This window comes from Acinetobacter sp. WCHA45 (assembly GCF_002165255.2).
Classification (GTDB): domain Bacteria; phylum Pseudomonadota; class Gammaproteobacteria; order Pseudomonadales; family Moraxellaceae; genus Acinetobacter.
Genome location: NZ_CP028561.1, coordinates 460,408 through 486,506, shown reverse-complemented (window position 1 = coordinate 486,506; position 26,099 = coordinate 460,408). Strand labels below are relative to the sequence as shown.

The 26,099-nt window shown below is 39.6% G+C and carries 23 protein-coding genes, 2 tRNA genes and 3 rRNA genes; 15 read left to right on the top strand and 13 right to left on the bottom strand.

What is annotated here, in order from left to right; translation table 11 throughout:
• Positions 1-6: 6 nt before the first annotated feature.
• Positions 7-747 carry a RadC family protein gene (gene radC, locus CDG55_RS03645; protein ID WP_087536572.1) on the top strand — a complete coding sequence of 247 codons (741 nt, stop codon included), beginning with the start codon at positions 7-9 and terminating at the stop codon, positions 745-747.
• 38 nt (positions 748-785) lie between these two features.
• Positions 786-1,697, top strand: a complete 912-nt coding sequence (locus CDG55_RS03640; RefSeq protein WP_087536571.1) for a bestrophin family protein — start codon at positions 786-788, stop codon at positions 1,695-1,697.
• A gap of 212 nt (positions 1,698-1,909) precedes the next feature.
• Here CDG55_RS03640 and CDG55_RS03635 read toward each other — a convergent pair whose 3' ends face one another.
• Positions 1,910-2,761: a PHP domain-containing protein gene (locus tag CDG55_RS03635; RefSeq protein ID WP_087536570.1), complete on the bottom strand. Its 852-nt coding sequence runs from the start codon at positions 2,759-2,761 to the stop codon at positions 1,910-1,912.
• A gap of 45 nt (positions 2,762-2,806) precedes the next feature.
• Between CDG55_RS03635 and CDG55_RS03630 the strand changes: the two genes are divergently transcribed.
• The 4 genes from CDG55_RS03630 to mnmC are packed head-to-tail and all read left to right on the top strand — an operon-like array spanning position 2,807 to position 6,117.
• Complete coding sequence (locus tag CDG55_RS03630; RefSeq protein WP_087536569.1) at positions 2,807-3,418, top strand: septation protein IspZ; 612 nt, start codon at positions 2,807-2,809, stop codon at positions 3,416-3,418.
• Between the two features lie 24 nt (positions 3,419-3,442).
• Positions 3,443-3,745: a YciI family protein gene (locus tag CDG55_RS03625; protein WP_005164260.1), complete on the top strand. Its 303-nt coding sequence runs from the start codon at positions 3,443-3,445 to the stop codon at positions 3,743-3,745.
• Between the two features lie 3 nt (positions 3,746-3,748).
• Complete coding sequence (locus tag CDG55_RS03620) at positions 3,749-4,201, top strand: hypothetical protein (RefSeq protein ID WP_087536568.1); 453 nt, start codon at positions 3,749-3,751, stop codon at positions 4,199-4,201.
• A gap of 17 nt (positions 4,202-4,218) precedes the next feature.
• The gene (mnmC, locus tag CDG55_RS03615; RefSeq protein ID WP_087536567.1) at positions 4,219-6,117 is read left to right on the top strand and encodes an FAD-dependent 5-carboxymethylaminomethyl-2-thiouridine(34) oxidoreductase MnmC; all 1,899 of its coding nucleotides are present in this window, start codon (positions 4,219-4,221) and stop codon (positions 6,115-6,117) included.
• A 69-nt stretch (positions 6,118-6,186) separates the two neighbouring features.
• On the opposite strand, the gene CDG55_RS03610 is transcribed toward mnmC, so the two are convergent.
• On the bottom strand, positions 6,187-6,501 hold the full coding sequence (locus CDG55_RS03610; protein WP_004678456.1) for a rhodanese-like domain-containing protein: 315 nt from the start codon (positions 6,499-6,501) through the stop codon (positions 6,187-6,189).
• A 90-nt stretch (positions 6,502-6,591) separates the two neighbouring features.
• Between CDG55_RS03610 and CDG55_RS03605 the strand changes: the two genes are divergently transcribed.
• Both CDG55_RS03605 and CDG55_RS03600 read left to right on the top strand, forming a co-directional pair.
• Positions 6,592-7,080, top strand: coding sequence for a YajQ family cyclic di-GMP-binding protein (locus CDG55_RS03605; protein WP_004756136.1), 489 nt, complete (start codon positions 6,592-6,594; stop codon positions 7,078-7,080).
• Between the two features lie 14 nt (positions 7,081-7,094).
• Positions 7,095-7,589, top strand: a complete 495-nt coding sequence (locus CDG55_RS03600) for a DUF4442 domain-containing protein (protein ID WP_004681821.1) — start codon at positions 7,095-7,097, stop codon at positions 7,587-7,589.
• Between the two features lie 49 nt (positions 7,590-7,638).
• On the opposite strand, the gene CDG55_RS03595 is transcribed toward CDG55_RS03600, so the two are convergent.
• The 3 genes from CDG55_RS03595 to CDG55_RS03585 are packed head-to-tail and all read right to left on the bottom strand — an operon-like array spanning position 7,639 to position 9,390.
• Positions 7,639-8,052: an acyl-CoA thioesterase gene (locus CDG55_RS03595; protein ID WP_087536566.1), complete on the bottom strand. Its 414-nt coding sequence runs from the start codon at positions 8,050-8,052 to the stop codon at positions 7,639-7,641.
• A gap of 18 nt (positions 8,053-8,070) precedes the next feature.
• Entirely contained in the window at positions 8,071-8,493 is a 423-nt protein-coding gene (gene trxC, locus CDG55_RS03590; RefSeq protein ID WP_087536565.1) for a thioredoxin TrxC, read from the bottom strand.
• Entirely contained in the window at positions 8,494-9,390 is an 897-nt protein-coding gene (locus CDG55_RS03585) for an alpha/beta hydrolase (RefSeq protein ID WP_004906487.1), read from the bottom strand.
• Between the two features lie 122 nt (positions 9,391-9,512).
• Between CDG55_RS03585 and CDG55_RS03580 the strand changes: the two genes are divergently transcribed.
• Positions 9,513-9,848, top strand: coding sequence for a TIGR01244 family sulfur transferase (locus CDG55_RS03580; protein WP_004955517.1), 336 nt, complete (start codon positions 9,513-9,515; stop codon positions 9,846-9,848).
• A 55-nt stretch (positions 9,849-9,903) separates the two neighbouring features.
• Here CDG55_RS03580 and CDG55_RS03575 read toward each other — a convergent pair whose 3' ends face one another.
• The 6 genes from CDG55_RS03575 to CDG55_RS03550 form a co-directional block, all read right to left on the bottom strand.
• Positions 9,904-11,880 (bottom strand): hypothetical protein, encoded by a 1,977-nt coding sequence (locus tag CDG55_RS03575; RefSeq protein WP_087536564.1) that lies wholly within the window; start codon positions 11,878-11,880, stop codon positions 9,904-9,906.
• A 280-nt stretch (positions 11,881-12,160) separates the two neighbouring features.
• Positions 12,161-12,275 (bottom strand): 5S ribosomal RNA (rrf, locus tag CDG55_RS03570).
• A gap of 195 nt (positions 12,276-12,470) precedes the next feature.
• Positions 12,471-15,361, bottom strand: a 23S ribosomal RNA gene (locus CDG55_RS03565).
• A 416-nt stretch (positions 15,362-15,777) separates the two neighbouring features.
• Positions 15,778-15,853: transfer RNA gene (locus CDG55_RS03560), tRNA-Ala, on the bottom strand.
• A 55-nt stretch (positions 15,854-15,908) separates the two neighbouring features.
• Positions 15,909-15,985 (bottom strand) — tRNA-Ile (locus CDG55_RS03555).
• A gap of 59 nt (positions 15,986-16,044) precedes the next feature.
• Positions 16,045-17,581 (bottom strand): 16S ribosomal RNA (locus CDG55_RS03550).
• Together the 16S, 23S and 5S rRNA genes with 2 tRNA genes alongside form the textbook arrangement of a ribosomal RNA operon.
• Before the next feature lie 560 nt (positions 17,582-18,141).
• Between CDG55_RS03550 and CDG55_RS03545 the strand changes: the two genes are divergently transcribed.
• Genes CDG55_RS03545 through CDG55_RS03535 form a run of 3 tightly spaced genes read left to right on the top strand, consistent with a single transcriptional unit; the run spans position 18,142 to position 20,332 of the window.
• Complete coding sequence (locus CDG55_RS03545; RefSeq protein ID WP_087536502.1) at positions 18,142-18,615, top strand: YfiR family protein; 474 nt, start codon at positions 18,142-18,144, stop codon at positions 18,613-18,615.
• A 5-nt stretch (positions 18,616-18,620) separates the two neighbouring features.
• Positions 18,621-19,844, top strand: coding sequence for a diguanylate cyclase domain-containing protein (locus tag CDG55_RS03540; protein WP_087536499.1), 1,224 nt, complete (start codon positions 18,621-18,623; stop codon positions 19,842-19,844).
• 8 nt (positions 19,845-19,852) lie between these two features.
• Complete coding sequence (locus tag CDG55_RS03535) at positions 19,853-20,332, top strand: OmpA family protein (RefSeq protein ID WP_087536498.1); 480 nt, start codon at positions 19,853-19,855, stop codon at positions 20,330-20,332.
• Between the two features lie 48 nt (positions 20,333-20,380).
• Here CDG55_RS03535 and CDG55_RS03530 read toward each other — a convergent pair whose 3' ends face one another.
• Positions 20,381-21,391: a metallophosphoesterase gene (locus CDG55_RS03530; RefSeq protein ID WP_087536497.1), complete on the bottom strand. Its 1,011-nt coding sequence runs from the start codon at positions 21,389-21,391 to the stop codon at positions 20,381-20,383.
• Between the two features lie 168 nt (positions 21,392-21,559).
• Here CDG55_RS03530 and CDG55_RS03525 point away from each other — a divergent pair, with 168 nt between their 5' ends.
• Complete coding sequence (locus CDG55_RS03525) at positions 21,560-23,125, top strand: phospholipase D family protein (protein ID WP_241306663.1); 1,566 nt, start codon at positions 21,560-21,562, stop codon at positions 23,123-23,125.
• A gap of 16 nt (positions 23,126-23,141) precedes the next feature.
• Here the strand turns inward: CDG55_RS03525 and CDG55_RS03520 are convergent, their stop codons facing one another.
• A complete protein-coding gene (locus tag CDG55_RS03520) occupies positions 23,142-23,954 on the bottom strand; it encodes a lysophospholipid acyltransferase family protein (RefSeq protein ID WP_087536496.1) in 813 nt (270 codons plus the stop codon).
• Between the two features lie 404 nt (positions 23,955-24,358).
• Between CDG55_RS03520 and hflX the strand changes: the two genes are divergently transcribed.
• Together hflX and CDG55_RS03510 are read left to right on the top strand one after the other, a co-directional pair.
• Positions 24,359-25,687 (top strand): ribosome rescue GTPase HflX, encoded by a 1,329-nt coding sequence (hflX, locus tag CDG55_RS03515; protein ID WP_087536495.1) that lies wholly within the window; start codon positions 24,359-24,361, stop codon positions 25,685-25,687.
• Between the two features lie 43 nt (positions 25,688-25,730).
• A complete protein-coding gene (locus CDG55_RS03510; protein ID WP_004660470.1) occupies positions 25,731-26,093 on the top strand; it encodes a hypothetical protein in 363 nt (120 codons plus the stop codon).
• The last annotated feature ends 6 nt before the right edge of the window (positions 26,094-26,099 follow it).

Genomic DNA, 26,099 nt, shown 5'->3' with positions numbered 1-26,099 from the left:
ATAAAAATGAATCAATCAATAAGACAATCTATCAAAGCATGGCCTGAACAAGAACGCCCACGTGAACGCTTATTACTACAAGGTGCACAAAGCCTATCTGATGCAGAACTTTTAGCTATTTTTCTACGCTCAGGCTCAAAACAACATTCGGCGGTGGAACTTTCTCGAATTCTGATTCAACATTTTGGTGGCTTGAATCCGATTTTTGATGCATCACTTGAAGACTTATCCCAATTTAATGGAATTGCTTCTACCAAATATGCCCAACTCATGGCAGTTAAAGAACTTGGACGGCGTTATCTACACAACTATTTTCATCAACAACGTTTATGTCTAGATACATCAACACTGGTATTGGATTATTTGCGCTACGAACTGCAAGGTGAAAAGCAGGAAGTTTTTGCTGTACTTTGTTTAGATGCTGAACTCAGAAAGCTCCATTTCAAAAAACTATTCTATGGTTCACATCATTCATGTAGCGTTTCGCTGAATCAAACCTTACGTTATGCCTTACAACAACAGGCTTGCCAAATCGTGGTTGCACATAATCATCCTTATGGTATTGCTCAACCTTCACCAGAAGATATTTATCTGACTCAGCAACTCAAACAAGCCTGTAAACTCGTTGAAATTAAACTGATTGATCATTTCATCATTGCACCTGATGCTCATTTTTCATTTTCTGAACAACAACTACTCAGCCCTATTCAAATCAAGCAATCTGAGCTTGACAAAGCCCAAATCTAACCCGAACATCAACACATAAAATTAATGATTCAAATAACATGATTGTCCGTGATCAACCGAGTATTTTTAAAGTTTTATTCTCATGGCGCGGGACGATTTTACCTAAAATTTTACCCTCTCTCGGATTTGTCATGCTTATCTCTGCCATTATTGGTGGTGTTGAGTATGTAGATCTGTATCGATTTCCAGAAATTCCTTTGGTAGGTTTTACACTGATTGGGGTTGTCCTTTCGATTTTTTTGGGTTTTAAGAATACAGCTTGTTATGATCGCTGGTGGGAAGCACGTAAGCTTTGGGGTGTTTTAATTGCAACTTCTCGTCATTTTGATCGTGACTGTCGTGTATTAACTCAGGCTCGCCGCGAACGTATTATTCAAAATGTAATTGTATTTGCGAATGTGTTACGCGACCGCTTACGTCACCAAACAGCAAATCCCACTGAACTTATAGAAACCAGTGGTCTAAGCCAGCAAGCACTAACTCAACTCTATCAACAACATAATGCACCACAATACACACTTAGCCTGATTCAATGGGAACTATTACAAGCCATGAAAGAAGGTGAAATATCAGATATTATTTATACTCAAATGAACCGCCATGTCGCGGCTTTAAGTGAAATGCAAACGGGTTGTGATCGTATTGCGAACACCCCGATTCCATTTGCCTACTCTGTTTTACTGAATCGCACCGTATATTTTTTCTGTTTTATGCTGCCATTTAGTTTGGGATCTTTATTAGGTCTAGTGACCCCACTTTTAGTCGGAATTTTGGCTTATACATTTTTGGGGTTAGATGCTTTAAGTACAGAAATTGAAGAGCCATTTGGAACACAAAGCAATGACTTGCCTTTAGATGCGATGGTGCGTTCAATTGAAATTGAGTTACTGGGAACATTAGGTCGCCCAACCCCTCCACCGATTCAAGCGCATGATCATAATTTATTGTAAATTATAAATTTAGATAAACCGATGACGTTTCGTTCAGTTGTAATCAAACTCAGTATTTGATGATTTATCAAATACTGACAGCGGCAAAGATTGATTTTTAGATTAAAGAAATCATTAGATTGCAAAACCGTGAAACATCCATTGTATGCCCCATAAAATAATGATCAAAAAGATGATGATTAAATATAATTCTATTTTTTTCATGTGCAGATTTATCTAAAACTTTCCCAAATACCTATCTGCCCTTCTTTCACTCTAGGTGTATTACCCAGTTTAATCCACGGCATATTTTCACCATGAAAATCACTACCAATCGAAACAGCCAAATCAAACTGCTCAATCATTCGATCCACCATTTGACGTGTTGATGCCGGTTCTACACTCGGAGGAAGTTCAACAGCATCTCCACCCGATTCAGCAAATAATTCAATTAAATAACGAATATTGGTCGCTGATAAATCATATCTGGTTGGATGCGCTAAAACTGCGAAGCCTTGGCTAGCATGGATCACGTCAATCGTTTCTTTTAGCCCTAAACCTTCAAATTTCACAAATGCCTTTTTTCCTTCTTTAAGAAAACGGTCAAATGCTTGTTGTGGGCGACTGACAATATTTTTTTCTACCAATGTTTTGGCAATATGGGTACGGGTCACTCGGTCTGGATGTCCATCAACTTTGGCAATCACATCTGGGTAAATATCAAAATCAATACATTTCTCTAATAAGCTACAAATCACTTTCGCACGTTCAGCACGGACTTTTTTCTGATTTTCAAGCATTGCTTTTATAGGCGTCTCATCTTGCATATTCAAAGCAACAATATGAACACCATAACTCTTTTTAATATTTGGTCTTGACCATTGGCTTGATATCTCCACACCAGAAATGATTTTAATATCATATTCTTGAGCATGTTTCTTGGCACGACTTAAAGCATCCATCGTGTCATGATCTGTCACGGCAAGCATCTTTATTTTTAAGTCAACAGCCGCCTCTACCAGTTGTTCTGGAGAGTACGTACCATCTGAAATGTGGGTATGTGTATGTAAATCGACACCGAACATGCTTTGTATTATGCTATCTGACCTATTTCATCATCGTACTGTAACATGAAAGCGTTGCTCGACTATCTGCCGATTATTATCTTCTTTTATTTTTATAAAACCACTGATCCCAAAGATAGTCAGCACCCTTTATTACAGTTGGTTGGTAGCGCAGGAAATACCGATCAAAATCATATTCTTGTTGCAACCTGTGCACTTTTAATTTCAACGCTTGTTGTTTACAGTTGTTTGTTCTTTTTCCAGAAATTTAAACTGGAAAAAATGCAATGGTTTATTGTTGTCATGTCGGTGATTTTTGGTGGAATCACACTCGTATTCAGTGATGTAACCTACATTAAAATGAAAGCAATCATCATCAATATCGGTATTGGAATAGGTTTTTTAGTTACCCCATTATTCAATAAAGAACGTACCCCGATTATTAAAAAGCTTCTTGGTTCGTTACTCGAGTTAAGTCATCAAGGATGGATGAGATTGAACTTAGCGTGGTGTGGACAATTCTTTTTGCTTGCCGCTTTACATTTTTTCTTTGGATTCGTCTATATGCAAGGCAAATATTGGGGCGAATTCACGGCTTTCGGCGATATTATCGTTTCTATCAGTTACCTTGCTGCTATACTATTTTTCTTAAGAAAGCATTTTAAAACCACCGACTGAATTTTGAATCATTGAGCGACTGCCATGCCTTATTTTGTCCTAACCTGTACTGATCATGAAGGTACCTTAGAAAAACGTTTAGCAACTCGTCCACAACATATTGAACGATTGCAAAAGCTAGATGATGAAGGACGTTTAATTGCTGCTGGCGCTCATCCTAAAGATCCAAATAATCCACAAGCAGGTTTTTTAGGCAGTACGATTATTGTTGAATTTGACACGCGTGAAGCACTAGATAGCTGGATTCAGGAAGAGCCTTTTTTAAAAGAAGGAATTTACTCAAATATTGAGGTAAAGCCTTTCAACAAAGCTTTTCCAAAAGGGTAAATCATGCACTTTGCAGCCAAAAGCTTTTTCGCCTTATGCTTAATGAGTTCATCAGTCTGGGCTGTTGAACCAACACCAGCTATTGCACCGACAACAACTGTTCAAGCTAAACCAAACTCAACAACAGCTTCCCCCCCTGTTACTACGGCAACTGCTAAGCCCTTAACTGCTGAACAAATTGCAAAGGCTAAACAGCAACAAGAAGCAAAAGTCAAAGCATTGGTTCAAGATCAAGCCAATCGCTTAAAACAACTTGAAAATGCCAATCTTGAAGCGCTCTCGCAAAATCAAGAATTACAACTCAAAAATGACAATCTTACTGTTCAGATTCAAGTTTTACAAAGTGAGCGCAGTGCTCAAATGTTCTTGTATGGTGCTATGACCATTGCAGTTGGTGTCATTCTAGGTTTCTTTATTGCGAGCTATGTCTACACCAAACGTCGTCGCCAGTGGTAACAATATAATTTTTATTTATGTCTCATTCATCAAAATTACAAACTGCTGAATTAGATTGGGAAATAGTCGATGGCATCGAAATTCCTATTTCTAAACAATTCGGTGATGTCTACTTTTCTAAAGACAATGGTTTGCTTGAAACCCGACATGTATTTTTAAATGGCAATGATTTAACCGAACGCCTCTCTCAACTACACGATTATCAATATTTCTGTGTAGGTGAAACTGGTTTTGGTACAGGACTCAATATTTTGACCCTGTGGCAACTCTGGCAACAAGTTCGCTTAGATAATCACAGCCATTTACATGTTGTCAGCGTTGAAAAATTTCCATTAAATAAAGCCGATTTAATCCGTGCACTCAATGTTTGGACAGAGCTCAAACCTTTAGCAGAAAAATTGATTCAGCAATATCCCTTGCCAATCGCAGGTTGTCATCGCTTAAGTTTTCCTGAAGAACGTTTTAGTATTGATTTATGGCTAGGTGATGCTCAGGATATTTTTCCAACGATTCCCAAAACCCAAACAGTGAATGCATGGTTTTTGGACGGTTTTGCCCCGTCTTGTAATCCAGATATGTGGCAAGCAAATGTCTTAGATCATATGGTGCGTTTATCTGATTTTGGAACAACTTTCGCATCCTTTAGTGTCGCAGGTGTACTCAAACGTGGACTGAAACAACATGGCATTCAAATCAGCCGTCCACGCGGTTTTGGGCACAAACGGGAAATGCTCAAGGCGATTTGGCTAGATACCTCCCAAACTGAAACCCAGTCGCAAGATTCAGAAACAACTATTGCAGCTCCACCAAAGTCCGAAACATCAAAGCAACGTAAAATCGCCATCATTGGCGCAGGAATCGCAGGTTTAAGCTCAGCGTGGGCATTTGCTCAACGAGGACATCAAGTTACGATCTACGAGCAAAATGAACCGCTTTCAGGTGCATCTGGCAATCCACTGGCGTTGCTCAATCCAAAACTATGCCCAATTGAACAGGCGCATGAACACTTGATGACCTTGAGTTGGCAACATGCCTTGAATTTTTATCCACAATTCAAGGCTTTTAGACCGATTCAAGTACAGCAGATTGCCTTAAAAAATGCGGATGAATTATCAGGTCTAGTTGAGCAATATCCTGAAAACGTTTTAACTGCAAATACAACGCTTGAATGCTTTCCTGAAACAGAGTTTCCAAGCCTCACTTTACATCAGGCAGGTGCAGTTTCGCCTCATCAGTTACGTGATGAGATTTTACAACATGCTAATATTCGAATAGAAAAAGTAAAAATTTCTCGATTAGAGTCGACTGATAGCCAAGTTACACTCTGGCAAGACCAACAAATAATTGCCATAACGGATCATGCGATTGTCTGTTGTGCTAAACAAAGTGCTGAGTTATTTGAAAATTATCCCGTCTTAAAGCCAATTCGAGGACAAGTCAGCTGGGTTGAGAATAGCCAGCGGCCTTTAGCACTGGATCAGGCTTATAGTTATGGCGGCTATTGCATGCAACTGGATACTGCTCAATTGATTCTAGGCGCATCTTTTTATCCTAATCGGGATGATGCAGAAGTGCTAACAGAAGACCATGTGCATAACTACGAACTTATCCACAATGTCTTCCCTCAATATGCCGAACAACTTCCAAAGCTGGAGACTTGGCAAGGAAGAGCATCCGTTCGCGCACAAAGTTTGGATTATTTCCCCTTAGTTGGGAAAATACAAAATTTTGGTCAAATCTATACTTTTGCTGGTTTAGGATCGAAAGGTTTCTTATTTGCGCCATTATGTAGTGAAATCTTGGCAGCATTAATTTTAGGTGAACTTTGCCCAGTTCCTCAAAGTTTATTGGATAAATTAAATCCCCAAAGATTTGAAAAGAAATTAAAAGTTAAAAAACCTTATTATTCTGGGTAAATTATTATTTTAGTTGTTCATTCTTTAAATTTGCCAAAATATCCAAGTATTTTGGCAAATTTAACTGATCTATGCGCCCTGTTCTAAAGCTAAGCCAGCATCACGTGCTGCACGTGTACCGCCCATCAATACAACATATTCACGAGAATCATCTAAACCGTCTAAAAGCTCTGCTGCGCGTGGTGCTTTACTACCACCACCACATAGAATATAAATCGGCTGATCCGCTGCAACCTGAGTCAAACTATCCGCAGTTAATTCAGCAATTGGACGATTCAACGCCCCTTTGACGTGTGCCTCTGCATAAGCTTTGGCATCTCGGACATCCCAAATGACTGCGCCTTCTGGGAACTCAAATGTTGTAATTTCTTGTTTACGGATCATTGTGCACTCCTTTGATGTAAACAACACTTGGCAAATGAAGAAAACACCCTTAGCATCTCAAATATTCTTTCCCTTTGTAAAGGTCTAACCATGCCTTCTTTTGATATTGTTTCTGAATTAGAGTTATTTGAAGTCAATCATGCTGTACAAAATACAGAAAAAGAGATTGCAACACGTTTTGACTTCCGTGGACAAGACGTTTCAATTGAGTTAAATGAAAAAAATAAAGAAATCAAAATCTCAACTGAAAGTGACTTCCAATGTGAACAAGTCTATACCATGCTTGAAAATCACTTCTATAAACGTAAGATTGATGTACAAGCTTTAGATCCACAAAAAGCCACTGCTTCTGGTAAAAATGTGGTCCAAGTGATCAAGCTGAAAGATGGGCTTGACTCAGATACCGCAAAAAAAATTAATAAAGCCATTAAAGAAAGTGGCATCAAGGTGCAATCTTCTATCCAAGGAGACAAAATCCGTGTCACTGATAAAAAGCGTGATACTTTGCAACAGGTCATGAACTTTTTACGTGAACAGCAATTTGGTCTACCGCTTCAATTTAATAATTTCAAAGACTAAGCAATAGGTTCACTATGGCAAAAGATAACCGTCTTTATACGCTGGTTAAAACCACTTCTAAATTTCCAAAAGGTATTCGCAGTACATTATGGAGCAAAGCCTTTGGACGAGTTGTTCCAATGGTGGGGACTGCAAACATTCGCTATTTGGAAGTCGATAAAGACCATGTCACTGTGCGCATTGAAAACCAACGTAATATGCAAAATCATATTAAAGGGGTTCACGCAGCAGCAATGGCCTTACTCGCTGAAACGGCAACGGGTTTCCTAACAGGTCTACATATTCCTGATGATCGGATTTTGTTAATCAAATCACTGCACGTAGACTATTTAAAGGTTGCACAGGGTGGTTTAACCGCAACCGCAACATTATCAGCTGATCAACAAAAGTTTATCGCTGACAATGAAAAAGGCGAGTTATTGATTCCTGTGACCGTTATTGATGATTCTGGTAACGAGCCGATCCAATGCCAAATGCTTTGGGCATGGTTACCAAAACGTAAAAAATAATCTTAGATTTTAAAATAAAGCCCAATTCAATTTGGGCTTTATTGTTTTATCAGCTTGCTAAAAAATCTTGCTTAATTTGTTCTGAGATTTGTCGTTTATTACCATTCACGTCAACAGCAACAAAGGTAAACACCCCTTCAGTAATTCGTACTGGTTCACGCGAATCATCATGACTGTTCCATACTTCAATTTGTACTTGAACCGAAGTATTACCAACTTTCAAGATTTTTGTATAGCAACTAATCACATTTCCGACTTTCACAGGGACTAAAAAAGTCATCTGATTAATTGCAATCGTTGCACAACGACCTTTACTGAAGCGCTCGACGTGAATTGCACCAGCCAAATCCATTTGAGATACAATCCATCCACCAAAAACATCACCACTCCAGTTAGTATCAGCAGGCATTGCAATCGTTTGCAAAGAAAGCGTGCCTTCAGGATGGTTCAAACGCTCAGTCATATCAAATATCTCTTGATGTTACTTCAAATGTTGCTCTAGCCATTGCTGAAGTTCAGGTGCACGTAATGCTCCGCTCACTCGAGCAATTTCAGTTGTTTTGTTCATCAGCACTAGGGTTGGAATACTACGTACGTTAAATGCTGCACTCAATCTTGGATTTGCTTCTGTATCAATCTTTGCAAAAATCACATATGGATTTTGGGTTGCAACTTGAGCAAAATGTGGAGCCATCATTTTGCATGGGCCACACCATTCTGCCCACAAATCAATCAATACAGGTAAATCAGTATTAGAAATAAAATTACTGAAATTTTGTTCATTCAATTCAATAGGTTGTTGTGGTAATAATGGCTGATGGCATTTACCACAACTTGGTTGCGTACTTAATTTCTCTTCTGGTACACGATTTTTTGCACCACATGAACTACAGACTATAATCATTTACATCACTCCAATATGTTGATGCAAAAATTCTAATTGGGTTGTGACTGCTTTTTCAAACCATGAACCATGATAAATATCAAAATGTTTAATATCCCACTCATGATACGTGACAAATGGCGCAATATTGGTCGCTGCTTCACGACTAGACTGAATTGGAATTAAAGTGTCATTTTTAGCAGCAATGAATAAAACAGGAATATTAATTTTTCGTACAAATTGGATTGGGCGATAACGCATCAAATTAAAAAATACACGTGCTGGAACTTCACCACTCCAATAATAATCAGGATTCACTATTGAATGATATCCAAAGTAGCTATCAGATGTAGGTAAAAAACAAAGCTTGTATTGATCAACAACAGGCAGTGTTTTAGGTGCAAGCCCCATTTTTGAGCCCATATAATCCTGGCTTGATCGCTTTAATGCTTCAGGATAGCGTTGTAAAGGATAAAGTTTCGCTGTTTCAGCACCATCAACATACGGAACTTGAACCATGATTGCCTGAATGTTTTTTAGGTCTGTCGCTAAACTTAAAGCATAACCGCCGCTTAATGAGGTTCCCCACAAGATAATACGTCTACTATCAATATATTTACAATTTGATGCATACTGAACTATGGTTTTCCAATCATCTAATTGAGCACTTAAAGAGATCAACTCTCGAGGTTTCCCAGTACTCCCCCCCCAATAACGATAATCAAATAAAATAACAGCATAACCCGCTTGTGCAAAACGCTGCGCATACTGAATTAATTTAAACTGACGTAATCCAGCAAAACCATGCGCCATAATAATAACGGCTGGTTTTATGTTGGATTTCGGTAGATAAAAATCGGCAGCAATCGTTTCATCACCACTAGGAACATACAACGGCTCAACTGTATAGGTGTGCATGCGCGCTCCATTGCGTTATCTTTTGCTTATCATCATGTATTTACTATAGACATTTAAGCTCAAGATCAAGCTTAATGCTATGATAGAGCATAAAATGTTTTGTTTATTTTTGGAGTGACAAGATGTCAGAAAATGTTGGTTTTGCAGGTCAAATCGGTCCTGAACATGTTGAGCAAGTCGTCGAAAAAGGCTTCAAATCAATCATCAATAACCGTCCTGATATGGAAGGTGGACCAGAACAACCTACTAGCGCTCAAATAGAAGAAGCAGCACGTTCAGCAGGTCTTGATTATGTGTATCAACCCGTTGTATCAGGTCAAATGACTGAGTTAGATGTTCGTACTTTTGCCAATCATTTTAATGAATTACCAAAACCCGTTTTAATGTTCTGCCGTACAGGTAATCGTTCAAATAACTTATACCAATTAGCGAAGCAGATGGATTTATTGGATGATTAATAAATAAAAATAAAAAAACAGTGCTATTGCACTGTTTTTTTTAGCAATTTAATAACTATTCATAATTTACATAAATAGTTGAAACTTTTTTGTCAGGTGAAGCCACAGATACTTTTAATGCATCACCTACTGCACATTCTTTCAAGCGATAGCCATAATAAGCTTGATCACTATTTTTAAATGTTGTTGGTGTCAAAAGATCAAATACATTAGCAACAGGTGAACTACCGCTTGCTAATTCTGCTGTGCAAGATAAATCATTGTTTTTAGTATTGTCTTCAGCCGTTACACTTACTATCGAACCTGTAGGCATAGGAACACTTAGCAGGCTATTCCCATACATATTAAATGATAATAAGCTACCACTTGCCTTAACATTTGTAAATGTCGGTGTGTTATCAGCAAAAGCAAATAATAATTGTTGGCGAACAATTGCATCTAAACTACTGTCACACGTTTTTGTAATATTAGGTTGTAGAATACTAGAAGCTGCACAATCTAAGATACCAGCACTGCGCTTATAGAGAAACTCACCAAAATTAGCATTATAAGTGTTATCTTCATTATCATCACGGAAGAAATCACCAATATTACTTTCCAGCTTATCTACACCAGCAGTATAAACATTATCACCATTGATATCTGTATAGCTCTTATCACCTTCTACATAAGCGAGTACAGTAACACGATTATCTAAAGGACGAGGATTCTGGGTAGTTAATGTTACTGAACATACACCTTTAACTGTTGAACAATTTGGTTCAACGTTACCACCTTCCGAAACAAAGCTAATTACAGTACCATCTGGAACAGCATTTCTTGTACGATCAACCATTCTTGCAGTAATCGTAGCCGTATCTCCATCAACCACGTTTTGTAAAGAATTTTTAGATACAGATAAACTTAAGCCTGTTTGTGTTACTCGTCCTGTTGATACAGCCACATTTTTAGACAAAGCTGATACATTAGCATTCGATGTTAATGTTGCTTTAATTTCTACAGGACCAGGTATATTGCCAGGATATAAAGTCACAATAACCTTGCCTGAAGGATCGCTCTTAATCGTTTTAACGTCACGGTTTCCTAAAGCAAAGAAACTTAAATCATTTGGGGCACGTAATAATTCAATCTGAACATCTTTATTTGCAGCAGGCGTACCATTTGCATAAAGAGTAAATTCAATTTGACCCGATGCCGCAGAACCACTACTTTTTATGCCTAAATTCACTGCAGCAGATGTATAAACCAAAGAGTCTGCCTTAATCTCAGCTATATTAACAGTTACTTTTGCTTCAGGAATATTTGACCCTGATGCTGTTATTGTTTGTGCTCCTTCACATAATTTACCATTTGAACCAATTGATTTATAAGAAGTCGCAATATCTCCCTGATTGGAAGAAATAACAGTTGCAGGCTCAAAAGTACCACATGTCGCACTGAAATTGACTGTCACATTATTTTGATTCACTTTAGAAGTTGCATCTTGTGTTTTTAACGTAATGTTCGTTGATGCACCCGATTCTAAAGAAGTTGCTGCTGCAGTTATACCAGCTAAAACAATATTCGCTGCTTGTAATACAAAGCTATATGGCTTAGTCGTAGCTGAAACACCGTTATAGCTCGCTATAGCAGAAACCTGATATGCACCTGTTGCATTCAAATCTTGCGGTTTAATCGAAATACTCGCCTCACCATCTACATTTGTGAGCACAGCACCATTTGTTGTACCAAAAGAAATGCTATCGCCACTAAAAGTAACGATTGCTCCACTAATTCCTTTTCCTGATGCATCTGTTACTTTTACTTTTGCAGTCACACCTGCCGCAGTAATTGAATTTGTAGCAATATTATTCGCATCATATAAAGCAATATTTGTAATATTTACTGCTGTAACTGGAGTTTGACCATTTCCTTCTGATGTATTGTCATTACTATTATTCGAACCATAATAGCCACCACCACCACCACAACTCGCCAATAAAATAGATACAGCAATTGCAGACAACTTTAGAGTAAGCTGTTTTTTATTCATCATCATTCCTTTATATCCCCAATCTAACCTAAAAACAGGATAAGATTTTTAATTATAAAAATATGCCTAATGAAATCACAATCTAACTTTTATGTAAATATACTTTATCTTCAAGTAAAAAATATATAAGAGAACTTAATCAAACTATTTACTTGAAACGAGAAGTCTACAAAATTTTCTCTAATTATTCTTATCCTTTAAATAAAGATTCAGTAAATAAAACTCTGGACGATAAAAAACACCCCCTCTGCTTATGCGGAGGGGGTGTTTCGTATTTAAAAGCTGGCGATGACTTACTCTCACATGGCAAATGCCACACTACCATCAGCGCTAAGAGGTTTCACTTCTGAGTTCGGGAAGGGATCAGGTGGTTCACTCTTGCTATTGTCGCCAGCAAACTGTTGTGGTGTTTTGGGGTCTTATTGATCATGTTGTGTTTTCACTTCATGTCTGCCTTACTTACGAACCAAAGAGTTATTAACGGATTAGATATTGAGTCTAACTTTGTGTTCAGCATTTTAACTAGTTTTCACACTAAATCAAGTTATGTATTGAATTTATCTTGAATACAACAACTGTTTGGGTGTTGTATAGTCAAGCCTCACGAGCAATTAGTATTGGTCAGCTTCACACGTCACCGTGCTTCCACACCCAACCTATCAACGTCCTAGTCTCGAACGGCTCTTTAGAGGAATAAATTCCTAGGGAAATCTTATCTTGAGGTAGGCTTCCCGCTTAGATGCTTTCAGCGGTTATCCCTTCCGAACATAGCTACCCGGCGATGCGACTGGCGTCACAACCGGTACACCAGAGGTTCGTCCACTCTGGTCCTCTCGTACTAGGAGCAGATCCTCTCAAATTTCCAGCGCCCACGGTAGATAGGGACCGAACTGTCTCACGACGTTCTAAACCCAGCTCGCGTACCTCTTTAAATGGCGAACAGCCATACCCTTGGGACCTGCTTCAGCCCCAGGATGAGATGAGCCGACATCGAGGTGCCAAACACCGCCGTCGATATGAACTCTTGGGCGGTATCAGCCTGTTATCCCCAGAGTACCTTTTATCCGTTGAGCGATGGCCTTTCCATACAGAACCACCGGATCACTAAGACCTACTTTCGTACCTGCTCGACTTGTGGGTCTCGCAGTTAAGCGCGCTTTTGCCTTTATACTCTACGCGTGATTTCCGACCACGCTGAGCGCACCTTCGTACTCCTCCGTTACTCTTTAGGAGGAGACCGCCCCAGTCAAACTACCCACCAGACATGGTCCTCGCCCCGGATTACGGGGCAGAGTTAGAACCTCAACATTACCAGGGTGGTATTTCAAGGACGGCTCCATTGGAACTAGCGTTCCAACTTCAAAGCCTCCCACCTATCCTACACAAGTAAGGTCAAAGTTCAATGTCAAGCTGCAGTAAAGGTTCACGGGGTCTTTCCGTCTAGCCGCGGGTACACTGCATCTTCACAGCGATTTCGATTTCACTGAGCCTCTGCTGGAGACAGCGCCGCCATCATTATGCCATTCGTGCAGGTCGGAACTTACCCGACAAGGAATTTCGCTACCTTAGGACCGTTATAGTTACGGCCGCCGTTTACTGGGGCTTCGATCAAGAGCTTCGCTTACGCTAACCCCATCAATTAACCTTCCAGCACCGGGCAGGCATCACACCCTATACGTCCACTTTCGTGTTTGCAGAGTGCTATGTTTTTAATAAACAGTTGCAGCGGCCTGGTTTCTGTGGCTGCCAATAGCTCAGGGAGCAAGTCCCATCACCGTCAGCAGCGTACCTTCTCCCGAAGTTACGGTACCATTTTGCCTAGTTCCTTCAGCAGAGTTCTCTCAAGCGCTTTGGTCTACTCGACCTGACCACCTGTGTCGGTTTCGGGTACGATTCCTGTGTAACTGAAGCTTAGAGACTTTTCCTGGAAGCATGGTATCAGCCACTTCACTGTACAAGTACAGCTTGCTATCAGTTCTCAGCATAGAGTACCCCGGATTTGCCTAAGATACATGCCTACAACCTTCCACCTGGACAACCAACGCCAGGCTGACTTAACCTTCTCCGTCCTCTCATCGCATTACACAGAAGTATTGGAATATTAACCAATTTCCCATCGACTACGCCTTTCGGCCTCGCCTTAGGGGTCGACTCACCCAGCCCCGATTAACGTTGGACTGGAACCCTTGGTCTTTCAGCGAACGGGTTTTTCACCCGTTTTGTCGTTACTCACGTCAGCATTCGCACTTCTGATACCTCCAGCATACTTCTCAATACACCTTCATCGGCTTACAGAACGCTCCCCTACCACTTGACTAATGTCAAATCCGCAGCTTCGGCACATAGTTTTAGCCCCGTTACATCTTCCGCGCAGGCCGACTCGACTAGTGAGCTATTACGCTTTCTTTAAAGGGTGGCTGCTTCTAAGCCAACCTCCTAGCTGTCTATGCCTTCCCACATCGTTTCCCACTTAACTATGATTTTGGGGCCTTAGCTGGCGGTCTGGATTGTTTTCCTCTTGACTACGGACGTTAGCACCCGCAGTCTGTCTCCCGGATAGTACTCATTGGTATTCGGAGTTTGCATCGGTTTGGTAAGTCGGGATGACCCCCTAGCCGAAACAGTGCTCTACCCCCAATGGTATTCGTCCGAGGCGCTACCTAAATAGCTTTCGGGGAGAACCAGCTATCACCAGGCTTGATTAGCCTTTCACCCCTATCCACAAGTCATCCCCTGGCTTTTCAACGACAGTGGGTTCGGTCCTCCAGTTAGTGTTACCCAACCTTCAACCTGCTCATGGATAGATCGCCTGGTTTCGGGTCTACACCCAGCAACTAAACGCCCTATTAAGACTCGATTTCTCTACGGCTCCCCTATACGGTTAACCTTGCTACTGAATGTAAGTCGCTGACCCATTATACAAAAGGTACGCAGTCACCGAACAAGTCGGCTCCCACTGCTTGTATGCATGCGGTTTCAGGATCTATTTCACTCCCCTCACAGGGGTTCTTTTCGCCTTTCCCTCACGGTACTGGTTCACTATCGGTCAGTCAGGAGTATTTAGCCTTGGAGGATGGTCCCCCCATATTCAGACAAGGTTTCACGTGCCTCGCCCTACTCGTCATCATTGTGTGTGCCCTTTCGTGTACGGGAATATCACCCTCTACGTTCGCACTTCCCAGAGCGTTCCACTAGAACACACACAACTTAATGGGCTGATCCCCGTTCGCTCGCCGCTACTAAGGGAATCTCAATTGATTTCTTTTCCTAAGGGTACTGAGATGTTTCACTTCCCCTCGTTCGCTTCATAAGCCTATGTATTCAGCTTATGATACCCGCCTTATAGCGGGTGGGTTCCCCCATTCAGAAATCTCCGGATCAAAGGATATTTGCCGCCTCCCCGGAGCTTATCGCAGGCTATTACGTCTTTCATCGCCTCTGACTGCCAAGGCATCCACCACATGCACTTAATTACTTGACTATACAACCCCAAACAGTCGTTACACCTACAAGTGGGTGTAGCAACAGAGCTCATGATTTCTCATTTACTCATACAGCTTGTTGTTTCGTGAACTTAATCACCGTACAGCTTCAATCTAAATTCATATACCAAAACGCTTGATTCAGTGTTTTTGCTAGTTCTCATTTCTAACAACTCAGCTCAAAGAATTACTTCCTCTTGCTTTGTTATTGAATGAGTGAACAATTTATTTCAGACTCAAATTCTAATCTGTTAATGATTAACTACCGCCTCGTCAGCGAGTAGTAAACTGTGATAAATCACAGAAGTTAATAAACTCAAATCAAAATCTCTTTTGATTTATTTAGATATTTATTAATTTCTATAATTTACTTTAGCTTTGAATTAACTTAGTTTTTACAAACTCTTTTAATTCATGGTGGAGACTAGGAGAGTCGAACTCCTGACCTCCTGCGTGCAAAGCAGGCGCTCTACCAACTAAGCTAAGTCCCCAGCTTATCACTTAATGAACGACATATCTTTCAATCCAAGCTACTGCAATCAGATTTGGTGGGTCTGACAAGACTTGAACTTGTGACCCCACGCTTATCAAGCGTGTGCTCTAACCAACTGAGCTACAGACCCTCAGATACATCTTCGAAGAACAACTTGTTGTGGATTCTTACCGATCGTCAATCTTTCGTTAAGGAGGTGATCCAGCCGCAGGTTCCCCTACGGCTACCTTGTTACGACTTCACCCCAGTCATCGGCCACACCGTGGTAAGCGTCCTCCTTGCGGTTAGACTACCTACTTCTGGTGCAACAAACTCCCATGGTGTGACGGGCGGTGTGTACAAGGCCCGGGAACGTATTCACCGCGGCATTCTGATCCGCGATTACTAGCGATTCCGACTTCATGGAGTCGAGTTGCAGACTCCAATCCGGACTACGATCGGCTTTTTGAGATTAGCATCCTATCGCTAGGTAGCAACCCTTTGTACCGACCATTGTAGCACGTGTGTAGCCCTGGCCGTAAGGGCCATGATGACTTGACGTCGTCCCCGCCTTCCTCCAGTTTGTCACTGGCAGTATCCTTAAAGTTCCCATCCGAAATGCTGGCAAGTAAGGAAAAGGGTTGCGCTCGTTGCGGGACTTAACCCAACATCTCACGACACGAGCTGACGACAGCCATGCAGCACCTGTATCTAGATTCCCGAAGGCACCAATCCATCTCTGGAAAGTTTCTAGTATGTCAAGGCCAGGTAAGGTTCTTCGCGTTGCATCGAATTAAACCACATGCTCCACCGCTTGTGCGGGCCCCCGTCAATTCATTTGAGTTTTAGTCTTGCGACCGTACTCCCCAGGCGGTCTACTTATCGCGTTAGCTGCGCCACTAAAGCCTCAAAGGCCCCAACGGCTAGTAGACATCGTTTACGGCATGGACTACCAGGGTATCTAATCCTGTTTGCTCCCCATGCTTTCGTACCTCAGCGTCAGTATTAGGCCAGATGGCTGCCTTCGCCATCGGTATTCCTCCAGATCTCTACGCATTTCACCGCTACACCTGGAATTCTACCATCCTCTCCCATACTCTAGCTGACCAGTATCGAATGCAATTCCTAAGTTAAGCTCAGGGATTTCACATCCGACTTAATCAGCCGCCTACGCACGCTTTACGCCCAGTAAATCCGATTAACGCTCGCACCCTCTGTATTACCGCGGCTGCTGGCACAGAGTTAGCCGGTGCTTATTCTGCGAGTAACGTCCACTATCCCAGAGTATTAATCCAGGTAGCCTCCTCCTCGCTTAAAGTGCTTTACAACCAAAAGGCCTTCTTCACACACGCGGCATGGCTGGATCAGGCTTCCGCCCATTGTCCAATATTCCCCACTGCTGCCTCCCGTAGGAGTCTGGGCCGTGTCTCAGTCCCAGTGTGGCGGATCATCCTCTCAGACCCGCTACAGATCGTCGCCTTGGTAGGCCTTTACCCCACCAACTAGCTAATCCGACTTAGGCTCATCATTTAGCGCAAGGTCCGAAGATCCCCTGCTTTCTCCCGTAGGACGTATGCGGTATTAGCATTCCTTTCGGAATGTTGTCCCCCACTAAATGGCAGATTCCTAAGCATTACTCACCCGTCCGCCGCTAGGATCAGTACCGAAGCACATCACCCCGCTCGACTTGCATGTGTTAAGCCTGCCGCCAGCGTTCAATCTGAGCCATGATCAAACTCTTCAGTTTAAAATCATTTGTACTTTACTAAAAGTACTAAATCTGGCTCATCAATTTTCTGACTAAAAATTCGCTCAAATAAACTTCGAGAAATTTCTACCATTCAATCAATGAAATATTTTCGATCGATCAACCAGTAAAAATCCACACAAGTTGTTCTTCTATTCTCTTAATGATCCTCTCGATGATTCGTCATCATCAAGCTAGGTCGGCTATGTTACTCTAATCTAAACTAAAGTCAACAGGTAATTTCGATATTTTTAAAACTCACCAACTAACCCAAGAATCTAACTACTCTAGCCAAACCCTTGTTTCTCAACAAGTTTTTATCTGCATCACCGCCGATGGATGTGCATTCTACATCATTCCTTACCCAACACAACCCCCTTTCCTAATCTTTTTATTTAAGTGGACGTTTTTTAGACTAACTCAGTTACTTTTTGTCTATTTTCTTTATCGATAAGAACTTTTTTTAAACAATTAAGTTAAGTAGAATGTATCTCTTGCTTCAAACTTTTTGGCATTTTTGATTGAAAATACGGTTTATTATTAAAAAAGTACAATTACTGTTGCTTTTAGCCTTGATCGCTACGAGTCAGATTTGTTACGCCATTTCAAATCATAATTTTTATGAATTAGCATTAACCATATTGAGTTATAGCAAGTGGTCGAATACATCTCGCCCAATTATTTGTGTAATAGATAATGCCGAGGCTTCGAATCAATTTCAATCCAATATTAAACAACTTGGCTATGATTATCAGGTACAAGCTGTTAATTCAAAAGATTTTCAAAAAACAGAATGTCATGTTGTGTATTTCTCAACAACAACACCGCAACAACAACAAAACTTGATTCAAGCTTATCCATCGCGTTCATTACTGTCATTAAGTATTAATAATCCAGCATGTGAAATTGGCAGTATTTTCTGTTTATACAACAAAAAGACCTCTTCTACATTTAAAATAAATCTAGATGCTTTGAGTTACTCCAAAGTTCATATCGATCCCCGAGTCTTAATCTTGGCGAAGAATACGGAGTAATTAAAGTGATTTCGAATTTATATCAATCTACTTCGCTACATGCTTTATTCCGTAAATCTCAATTTACGATTTTTGCAATTACTTTTTTAATTTGCTCTTGTACTTTTGCAACAATTTCCATATTCACAATGGAAACACACGCCAAACAAAATTTACAACTATTAAGTCAAACGCTACTTGAACGAATCCAGCCCGCTGTTGTCTTCAAGGACAAAGGAGCAATTGATCAAATTTTAGCGGACTACACAACAGAACATGCGATTCGTAGTATTCATGTTTATGTTCCAGAGCATCAATTATTAGCAGAAAGTACCAAGCAAATCCACCACACATCATTTTTACAAAGCGTATTAGATAAATGGTTTCTACATGATCCAATTAAACTGACGGTTATTCATCATAAGAAACAAGTCGGCGAATTAGTTTTATATGGCAGCTCAGAAAATATTTTACATTTCTTAAAAACCATCATTATTGGCCTTGCCATATCAATGTTTTTTATTGTGATTGCACTGTTATGGTCGGTTAATCTTACCTATCGCCAAATCATGCAAGCGATCAAACCATTAACCCATATTGCTCAATTAGTGAGTGACCAAAAAGCTTACAACTTACGTTTTCCAAATAACCATATTAAAGAGTTTCAAAATCTTAATACGGTATTTAATGAGCTCTTAGAAGAAATACAAGTTTGGCATACTCATTTACAGAAAGAGAATCTCCAACTTTCATTTCAAGCTCGCCATGACCAGCTCACAGGTTTACCTAATCGACACTATTTTTATGAAGAATTGCTCAATATTTTTAAAAATAAGCAATTTCGTCACAATTCTGCACTGATTTTCATAGATAATAATAAGTTTAAAGCAATTAATGATCATTATGGTCATCTTGCTGGTGATGCGGTATTAAGAGAAATGGCAAATCGATTAATGCAGTCTGTCAGACAAGAAGACTTTATTGCTCGTTTGGGTGGGGATGAATTCGCAATCATTTTGCATACCATCCATCATTCTGATCATTTACAAACAATCGCTGAAGGTTTACTAGCAAGTTGTGATGAGCCTTTGGATTTTAACGGTCAACTTATCCATTTTAGCTTTAGTTTAGGGATTGCATTTTCACAGTTTGCAGACAATCCAGATGATTTAGTCATGCAAGCAGATCAAGCAATGTATAAAGCTAAAAATTTAAATCCACATTGGTTTCTTTATAAACCAGAAATTTAGGACATGTTATGCGCGCTCACACTTTTAAGATCTCCTTTGTAGCGTTACTCTGCCTAACATTGGCTGGCTGTTTAAGTTTTGGTTCTTTGAAATATCGTCAAGTCAAAATGCTTAAAAAAGAAGGTTTCATTTTAACAGAAGAAGGTTGGAGTCTGGGTCTACCTGAACGTTTACTTTTCGACTTTAACAAAGCAGATATCAAACCTGAACATCAAAGAGAAATCGTTCGTCTTGCCAATCAATTGAACAAATATGATCTGCAAAAATTAAAAGTTGTGGGTCACACTGATGATATTGGTAATCCTGAGTATAACCAGAAATTGTCTGAAGAACGCGCTCAAAGCGTTTCTTCGATTTTTATTCATCAGGGTTTCAAGCCAAATAATGTCACTGTGATTGGTCGTGGTGCAAGCCAACCTTTCGTGCCCAATACGTCTGATGAGAACCGCGCGAATAACCGCCGAGTTACGATTATTATTATTCCTTAACTTGTAATTTTTTTAAAAAGCCAACTATTTAAAGTTGGCTTTTTTAATTTATATGAGTTCAATAATATCAATCGTCGGTGGAACTCGAAATCGAAATGGAACACCAACCATTCCAGTTCCCACCGTTACAAATACATCAGCATGTTCATGTGTATAAAAACCTTTTTTGTGCCCCAAAATAGACACTTTTTTCATAATATACGTTGTAATCCAAGGAAGTTCGATTTGCCCTCCATGTGTATGACCAGCAAGCATTAATGGTCGTGTAGGTAATGCTGGCACCATATCTACTGTATCAGGGTTATGAGATAAAATGAGCCATGGTTTATCTTGTGGTAAGTCTGGCATAAATCGCATATTTGCTTTACCCGCCCATAAATCACCAATTCCAATTAATCGAAACTCATCAAAATCGATAATCTGCCCTTCTATATCAATCACATTATTCTGCTCTAATGCATCTTTTAATAATGTTTGTATAGGTGGACCAGGATACTGCTCATCATGGTTACCGGGGACAGAATATACAGGGGCATGAATTTGTTTTAGTACTGAGAGTTCCTGAATTAAGCGATTCTCAGGTTCATAAGTCCAATCACCTGCAACCACTACAATATCTGGTTTAGCGTCATTTAACTTTTTAACAATGCTTTTTAATTGACGTTCATGACCAGAAAACAATCCCACATGCATATCTGCAATTAAGGCCACTTTAACAGGTCGAATAAAATCACGATCTGGATTTAAACGGTATTGATGATGTTTAATATGAACCATATGTGGTTCAATAAATCGTGCATAAATCAATATGCTCGTTAAAAGGAAAACAAAAATACTCTCATGTAAACTATAAAATTCAGACCAACCTGCATACAAGGTAAAAAACCAGAGAGGAACTAATAAATAAGAAAGATAAAATGCTGCTAGATGTACAAAAGCTTTAAAAGGATGAATCGTTTCAGTTCTTGCTTGATGAATCCATGCCTGAGCGAATGCCCACAAGGCTAAAACAATAAAAATAATATAGAAAATTAATATAACTGTGTCCGAATTCGACATTACCACTCTCATTAATCTGACATTAGGGCATACATCGCATCTCATATTTATAATTTTTGATGAAATGCTATACTCAAGTCCAACTTTTAATCAGTAAAGATTATGACGCAATTTTCTCATCTAAATCGCAAACATACAAAAATAAGTACAACTACTTACAATAAAAGTATGCTTGCGATTTATTGCAGTATTGCGATCACAATCACAGGATGCAGCACACTACCTAAACATAAAATAGAGCCAATACAACAATCTAACATTCAACAATTAGAAATAAATCAGACAACTTTGGCTCAGATCATTCAACCTTTAGAACAACAAAATCCTGGATTGACGGGTTATCATGTTTTATTTGAACCCCTAGAAGCGTTAGCAGCACGACTACGTTTAATTGATAAGGCAGAGAAAACCTTAGATTTGCAATATTATATTTGGGACAATGACAAAGTAGGTGCTCTTGCTTTGCATGCGCTGATTCGCGCAGCAGATCGTGGTGTCAAAGTGCGATTACTTATTGATGATAATAACGCAAAAAAAACTGAAGGCATCTTCTTAGCTCTAGCACAGCATCCAAATATTGAAGTTAAATTATTCAATCCCTATCGTTTTCGCAAATACCGTGCGCTTGATATGGTTTTGGACTTAAAACGAATCAACCGCAGAATGCATAACAAAAGTTTTATTGCAGACCAACAAGTTGCCTTGATTGGTGGACGTAATATGACGAATCAATACTATAACGTGAGTGATAACTATCAGTTTTCTGATGTCGATGTGATGTTGGTAGGTAAAGCAGTAAATGACATTTCACAATCTTTTGACGAATACTGGAATCACAGTTACGCTTACGATGTAAGGGAGATTGTCAATCAAAATGCTCATCGCTTAAGCTATGAGAGCCTAAAACAGCAACTTGATGAGCATTATAAGAGAGCAACGGTACAGAATTATCTTGATCTGACTGGCAACTCACAGGCAATTGATTCAATTATCAGTCGGGATATTCCTTTAAACTGGGTAAAAGCTGAAGTTGTAAAAGACTCTCCTGACAAAATTAAATCAAAAGCCAAAAAACAAGAACATCTTAATTTCCAATTGATTAACCATTTAGAACAACCTGAAAAAAATATTGACCTCATCTCAGCTTACTTTGTCCCTGAAAAAAAGGGGGCCAAAATTCTCAATGATCTTGCAAAAGATGGAATCGAGGTTCGAGTGCTCACAAACTCATTTCAGGCAAACGATGTCGCTGTTGTTCATGCATTTTATGGAAAATATCGTCAGGATTTACTGGAACATGGTGTACAGCTATATGAGTTCCTCCCAGCCTTAAATAAAAATGATCTCGATAAACATACTGAAGAACTCGCGAAGAAAGCAAAAGTAAATATCAAAGGACTAAGCCGTTCCAGTTTACATGCCAAACTGATGGCGCTAGATGAAAAGCAAGTTTTTATTGGTTCATTTAATTTTGATCCACGCTCAGCATACCTGAACACTGAAATTGGCGTGCTTTTAGATAGCCCACCTTTAGCGCAAGCTGTTCATGCGACTATGGATCAAAACCTAAGTAAATATGCCTATAAATTAGTGTTAGATGCCAATAAAAAAATTACATGGCGACGTGAAACACCACAAGGCCCTGTCATCTACACAAAAGAACCTCGAATGAAATGGTGGCAAAAGGCAGGCATGAAAATTATTTCATGGCTGCCAATTGAAGGCTTTATGTAATTTAAAGCGAGTGTTGTTATGGCTGAGTATTTAAAACTTTGCTTTGTAACTCAAGCAGCCCTGCTCGCATTTGACGATCAACTTCTTTAGTTAAGCTATCTACCGTATGGCCTGTTACAGGAATTGCAGGTAGGGTCAATAAATGTGCGGTAACTTTTGGCATTTCTAAAACACGTTGCACATGTTCTGCAAAAGACATTTCACCAATAAATGGTGCGACTAGATCTAATTCACCTTGCTGATTGACATAGCAAATCACACAAATTTGAACTGGACGTTGCGCGTCAATCGCAGCACCCAATAAGCGCCCATGTACTTTTTTGACCTGACGACCATCTGTGGTTGTGGCTTCTGGAAAAAACAAAACTGGAATATCTTGTTTTAAAAACGCTGTAATTTGTTCTTTTATTCGGATTGAGTCACCAGAACCTCGCTTAATAAATAAGGTTCCACCGCCTTTTGCTAGATTACCCAAAATAGGCCATTTTTCGACTTCTGCTTTTGCTAAGAAGAAAATACGTGCTCCAGAGCCAAGTACAGCAACATCTAACCAAGAAATATGATTACTCACCCAAAGCGCTGGTTCTCTTGGAATAGTGCCATGAATCTGCACTTCGATATTAAAAACTTCGCATAAACGGCGGCAAAAATACTGAACATAACGCGTATTCGTTGGATTATTTGGATCCTTGTATAAACCGTGTCGATAAATGAGATAAAAACCTTCACCAATTGTTTCTAGACCTGAGGCTAATTTTTTACTATACAAGCTCAATTTAGAGATGAAATTTAATGGTGTGTTATTTGCTACTGTTGCTTCTTGAGTCATAAATCATTAAAACCGTACGCATGTATGCACATTGCATTGAACTAGCTCACTTATATCATGCCCGTATCTATTTATAAAAGTTACCACCATGAGAAAAAACGAATGTGAATATAATTATTTTCAATTTTAAAAGGTTTTTTAAATTAAATATCATAAATAAATCGAATTAATAAATTAAGAGGTCATATGATGAATCCTCAACACACAACATCTCATAATCAAGTGAATATTCCTTATGGCTATGCTTTAAGAATATTTTTGGGCTGGTCAATTTTATATATCGGCACACTCGTTGGTTTTATCAAACTTATTCACCACCATGTCATATAAATCCATGAAGCCTTTGCCCTTTGCTTGAAGTTTATTCTAGAATAAGACTTCAATACTCAGGATATGATAATAGCGTGGAATTTTTTGAGCGGCAACAAAGTGGTGAACGAGCAATTTTAGTCAGTGTTTCTGTGCAGTTACTCGATGACCTTGATGCTGAAGAGTTTCGATTGCTCGCTCAATCCGCTGGTGCTGAAATTCTTGAACATATTTCTGTACAAAGAAATAAACCAGACCCTAAATTTTTTATTGGCTCAGGTAAAGTTGATGAAATCGCAGAATTAGTTCAGCAGCTAGAAGCTGAATTAGTTATCTTTGACCACTCTCTTTCACCAGCTCAAGAACGTAATTTAGAAAGAATCCTAAAATGTCGTGTGATTGATCGTACAGGGCTTATTTTAGATATCTTCGCATTACGAGCGCGTACACACGAAGGAAAATTACAAGTTGAACTTGCCCAACTTAAGCATTTATCAACGCGCTTAATTCGAGGCTTCACAGGTAATTTAGAACAACAAAAAGGTGGGATCGGTCTACGTGGTCCTGGTGAATCACAACTTGAAACTGATCGCCGACTCATCAAAGTACGTATTACCCAACTGAAAGACAAATTGGTTAAAGTTCAACAGACGCGATTACAAGGTCGTGCCGCACGCCAAAAAGCAGCAATTCCAACGATTTCTTTGGTTGGTTATACCAATGCCGGTAAATCGACACTGTTTAATATTTTAGCCCAAAGTGATGTCTATGCAGCAGACCAACTTTTTGCAACACTAGATCCAACCTTACGTCGTCTAGAATGGGATGGTATTGGTACTGTCGTACTCGCAGATACGGTTGGATTTGTAAGAAATTTACAGCATGATTTGGTTGAATCTTTCAAAGCGACCTTAGAAGAAACACTAGAAGCAAGCTTACTTTTGCATGTAATTGACAGCAGTAGCCCCAACATGCCTGAACAAATTGAAGCAGTAGAATCTGTGCTGAAAGAAATTGGAGCCGATGCACCACTTCTTCATGTTTACAATAAAATTGATCTCAGCGGTGATACGGCAAAAATTATTTATAAAGCAGCGGATTTACCTGATCGCGTTTATGTTTCTGCGCATTCTGGGCAGGGATTGGATTTACTAAGCCAAGCTGTTCAACAATGCCTCATGGGACAGTTACAACATTTCGACTTAGTTCTCAAACCTGCTTACGGTAAACTACGCACACAACTTTATACACTCAATGTCATTCAAACTGAACAATATGATGAGCAAGGTGATTTGCATTTATCAGTTTGTATTGCTCCACAAAAATTGCATCAACTGATCAAACAAGCACATCTACCATTAGATGAAATTCTTGGAAACCAAGCAGCTTTATTTCACAGGCCTTTGGAAGAATTTGAAAAGTAAGCATCAATGTAATAATCGTTTATAAGTGAGAGTTAGAAAAAAGATGAAAGAAATTGATTGGACAGCCTGGTTTTGCACGATTCTATTAATTATTGTATTTCGTGAAGGTGCTGTTGCTATTACCACGGTCTTTCATCATCCAGAATTAGGTAATCTCGTCGGACTGATCAGCTTACTTGCAACTTTATTAATTTGGAGAAGATTTAGAAAAATATCCAATCGTCTTATAGATACCAACAACAAAATCATGAAAGAAAGTGCTTTTGCCTTTTTACCAATCTGTGCTGGCTCTTTGATCATGTTGGTACATTTAGGCAAAGAAATTCCAATCTTTTTATTTGTCTTAACCTTGAGTACTTTATTGCCATTGTGGATTTACGCCAAAATGGCGAAACGCTGGTTATAGGAGTTC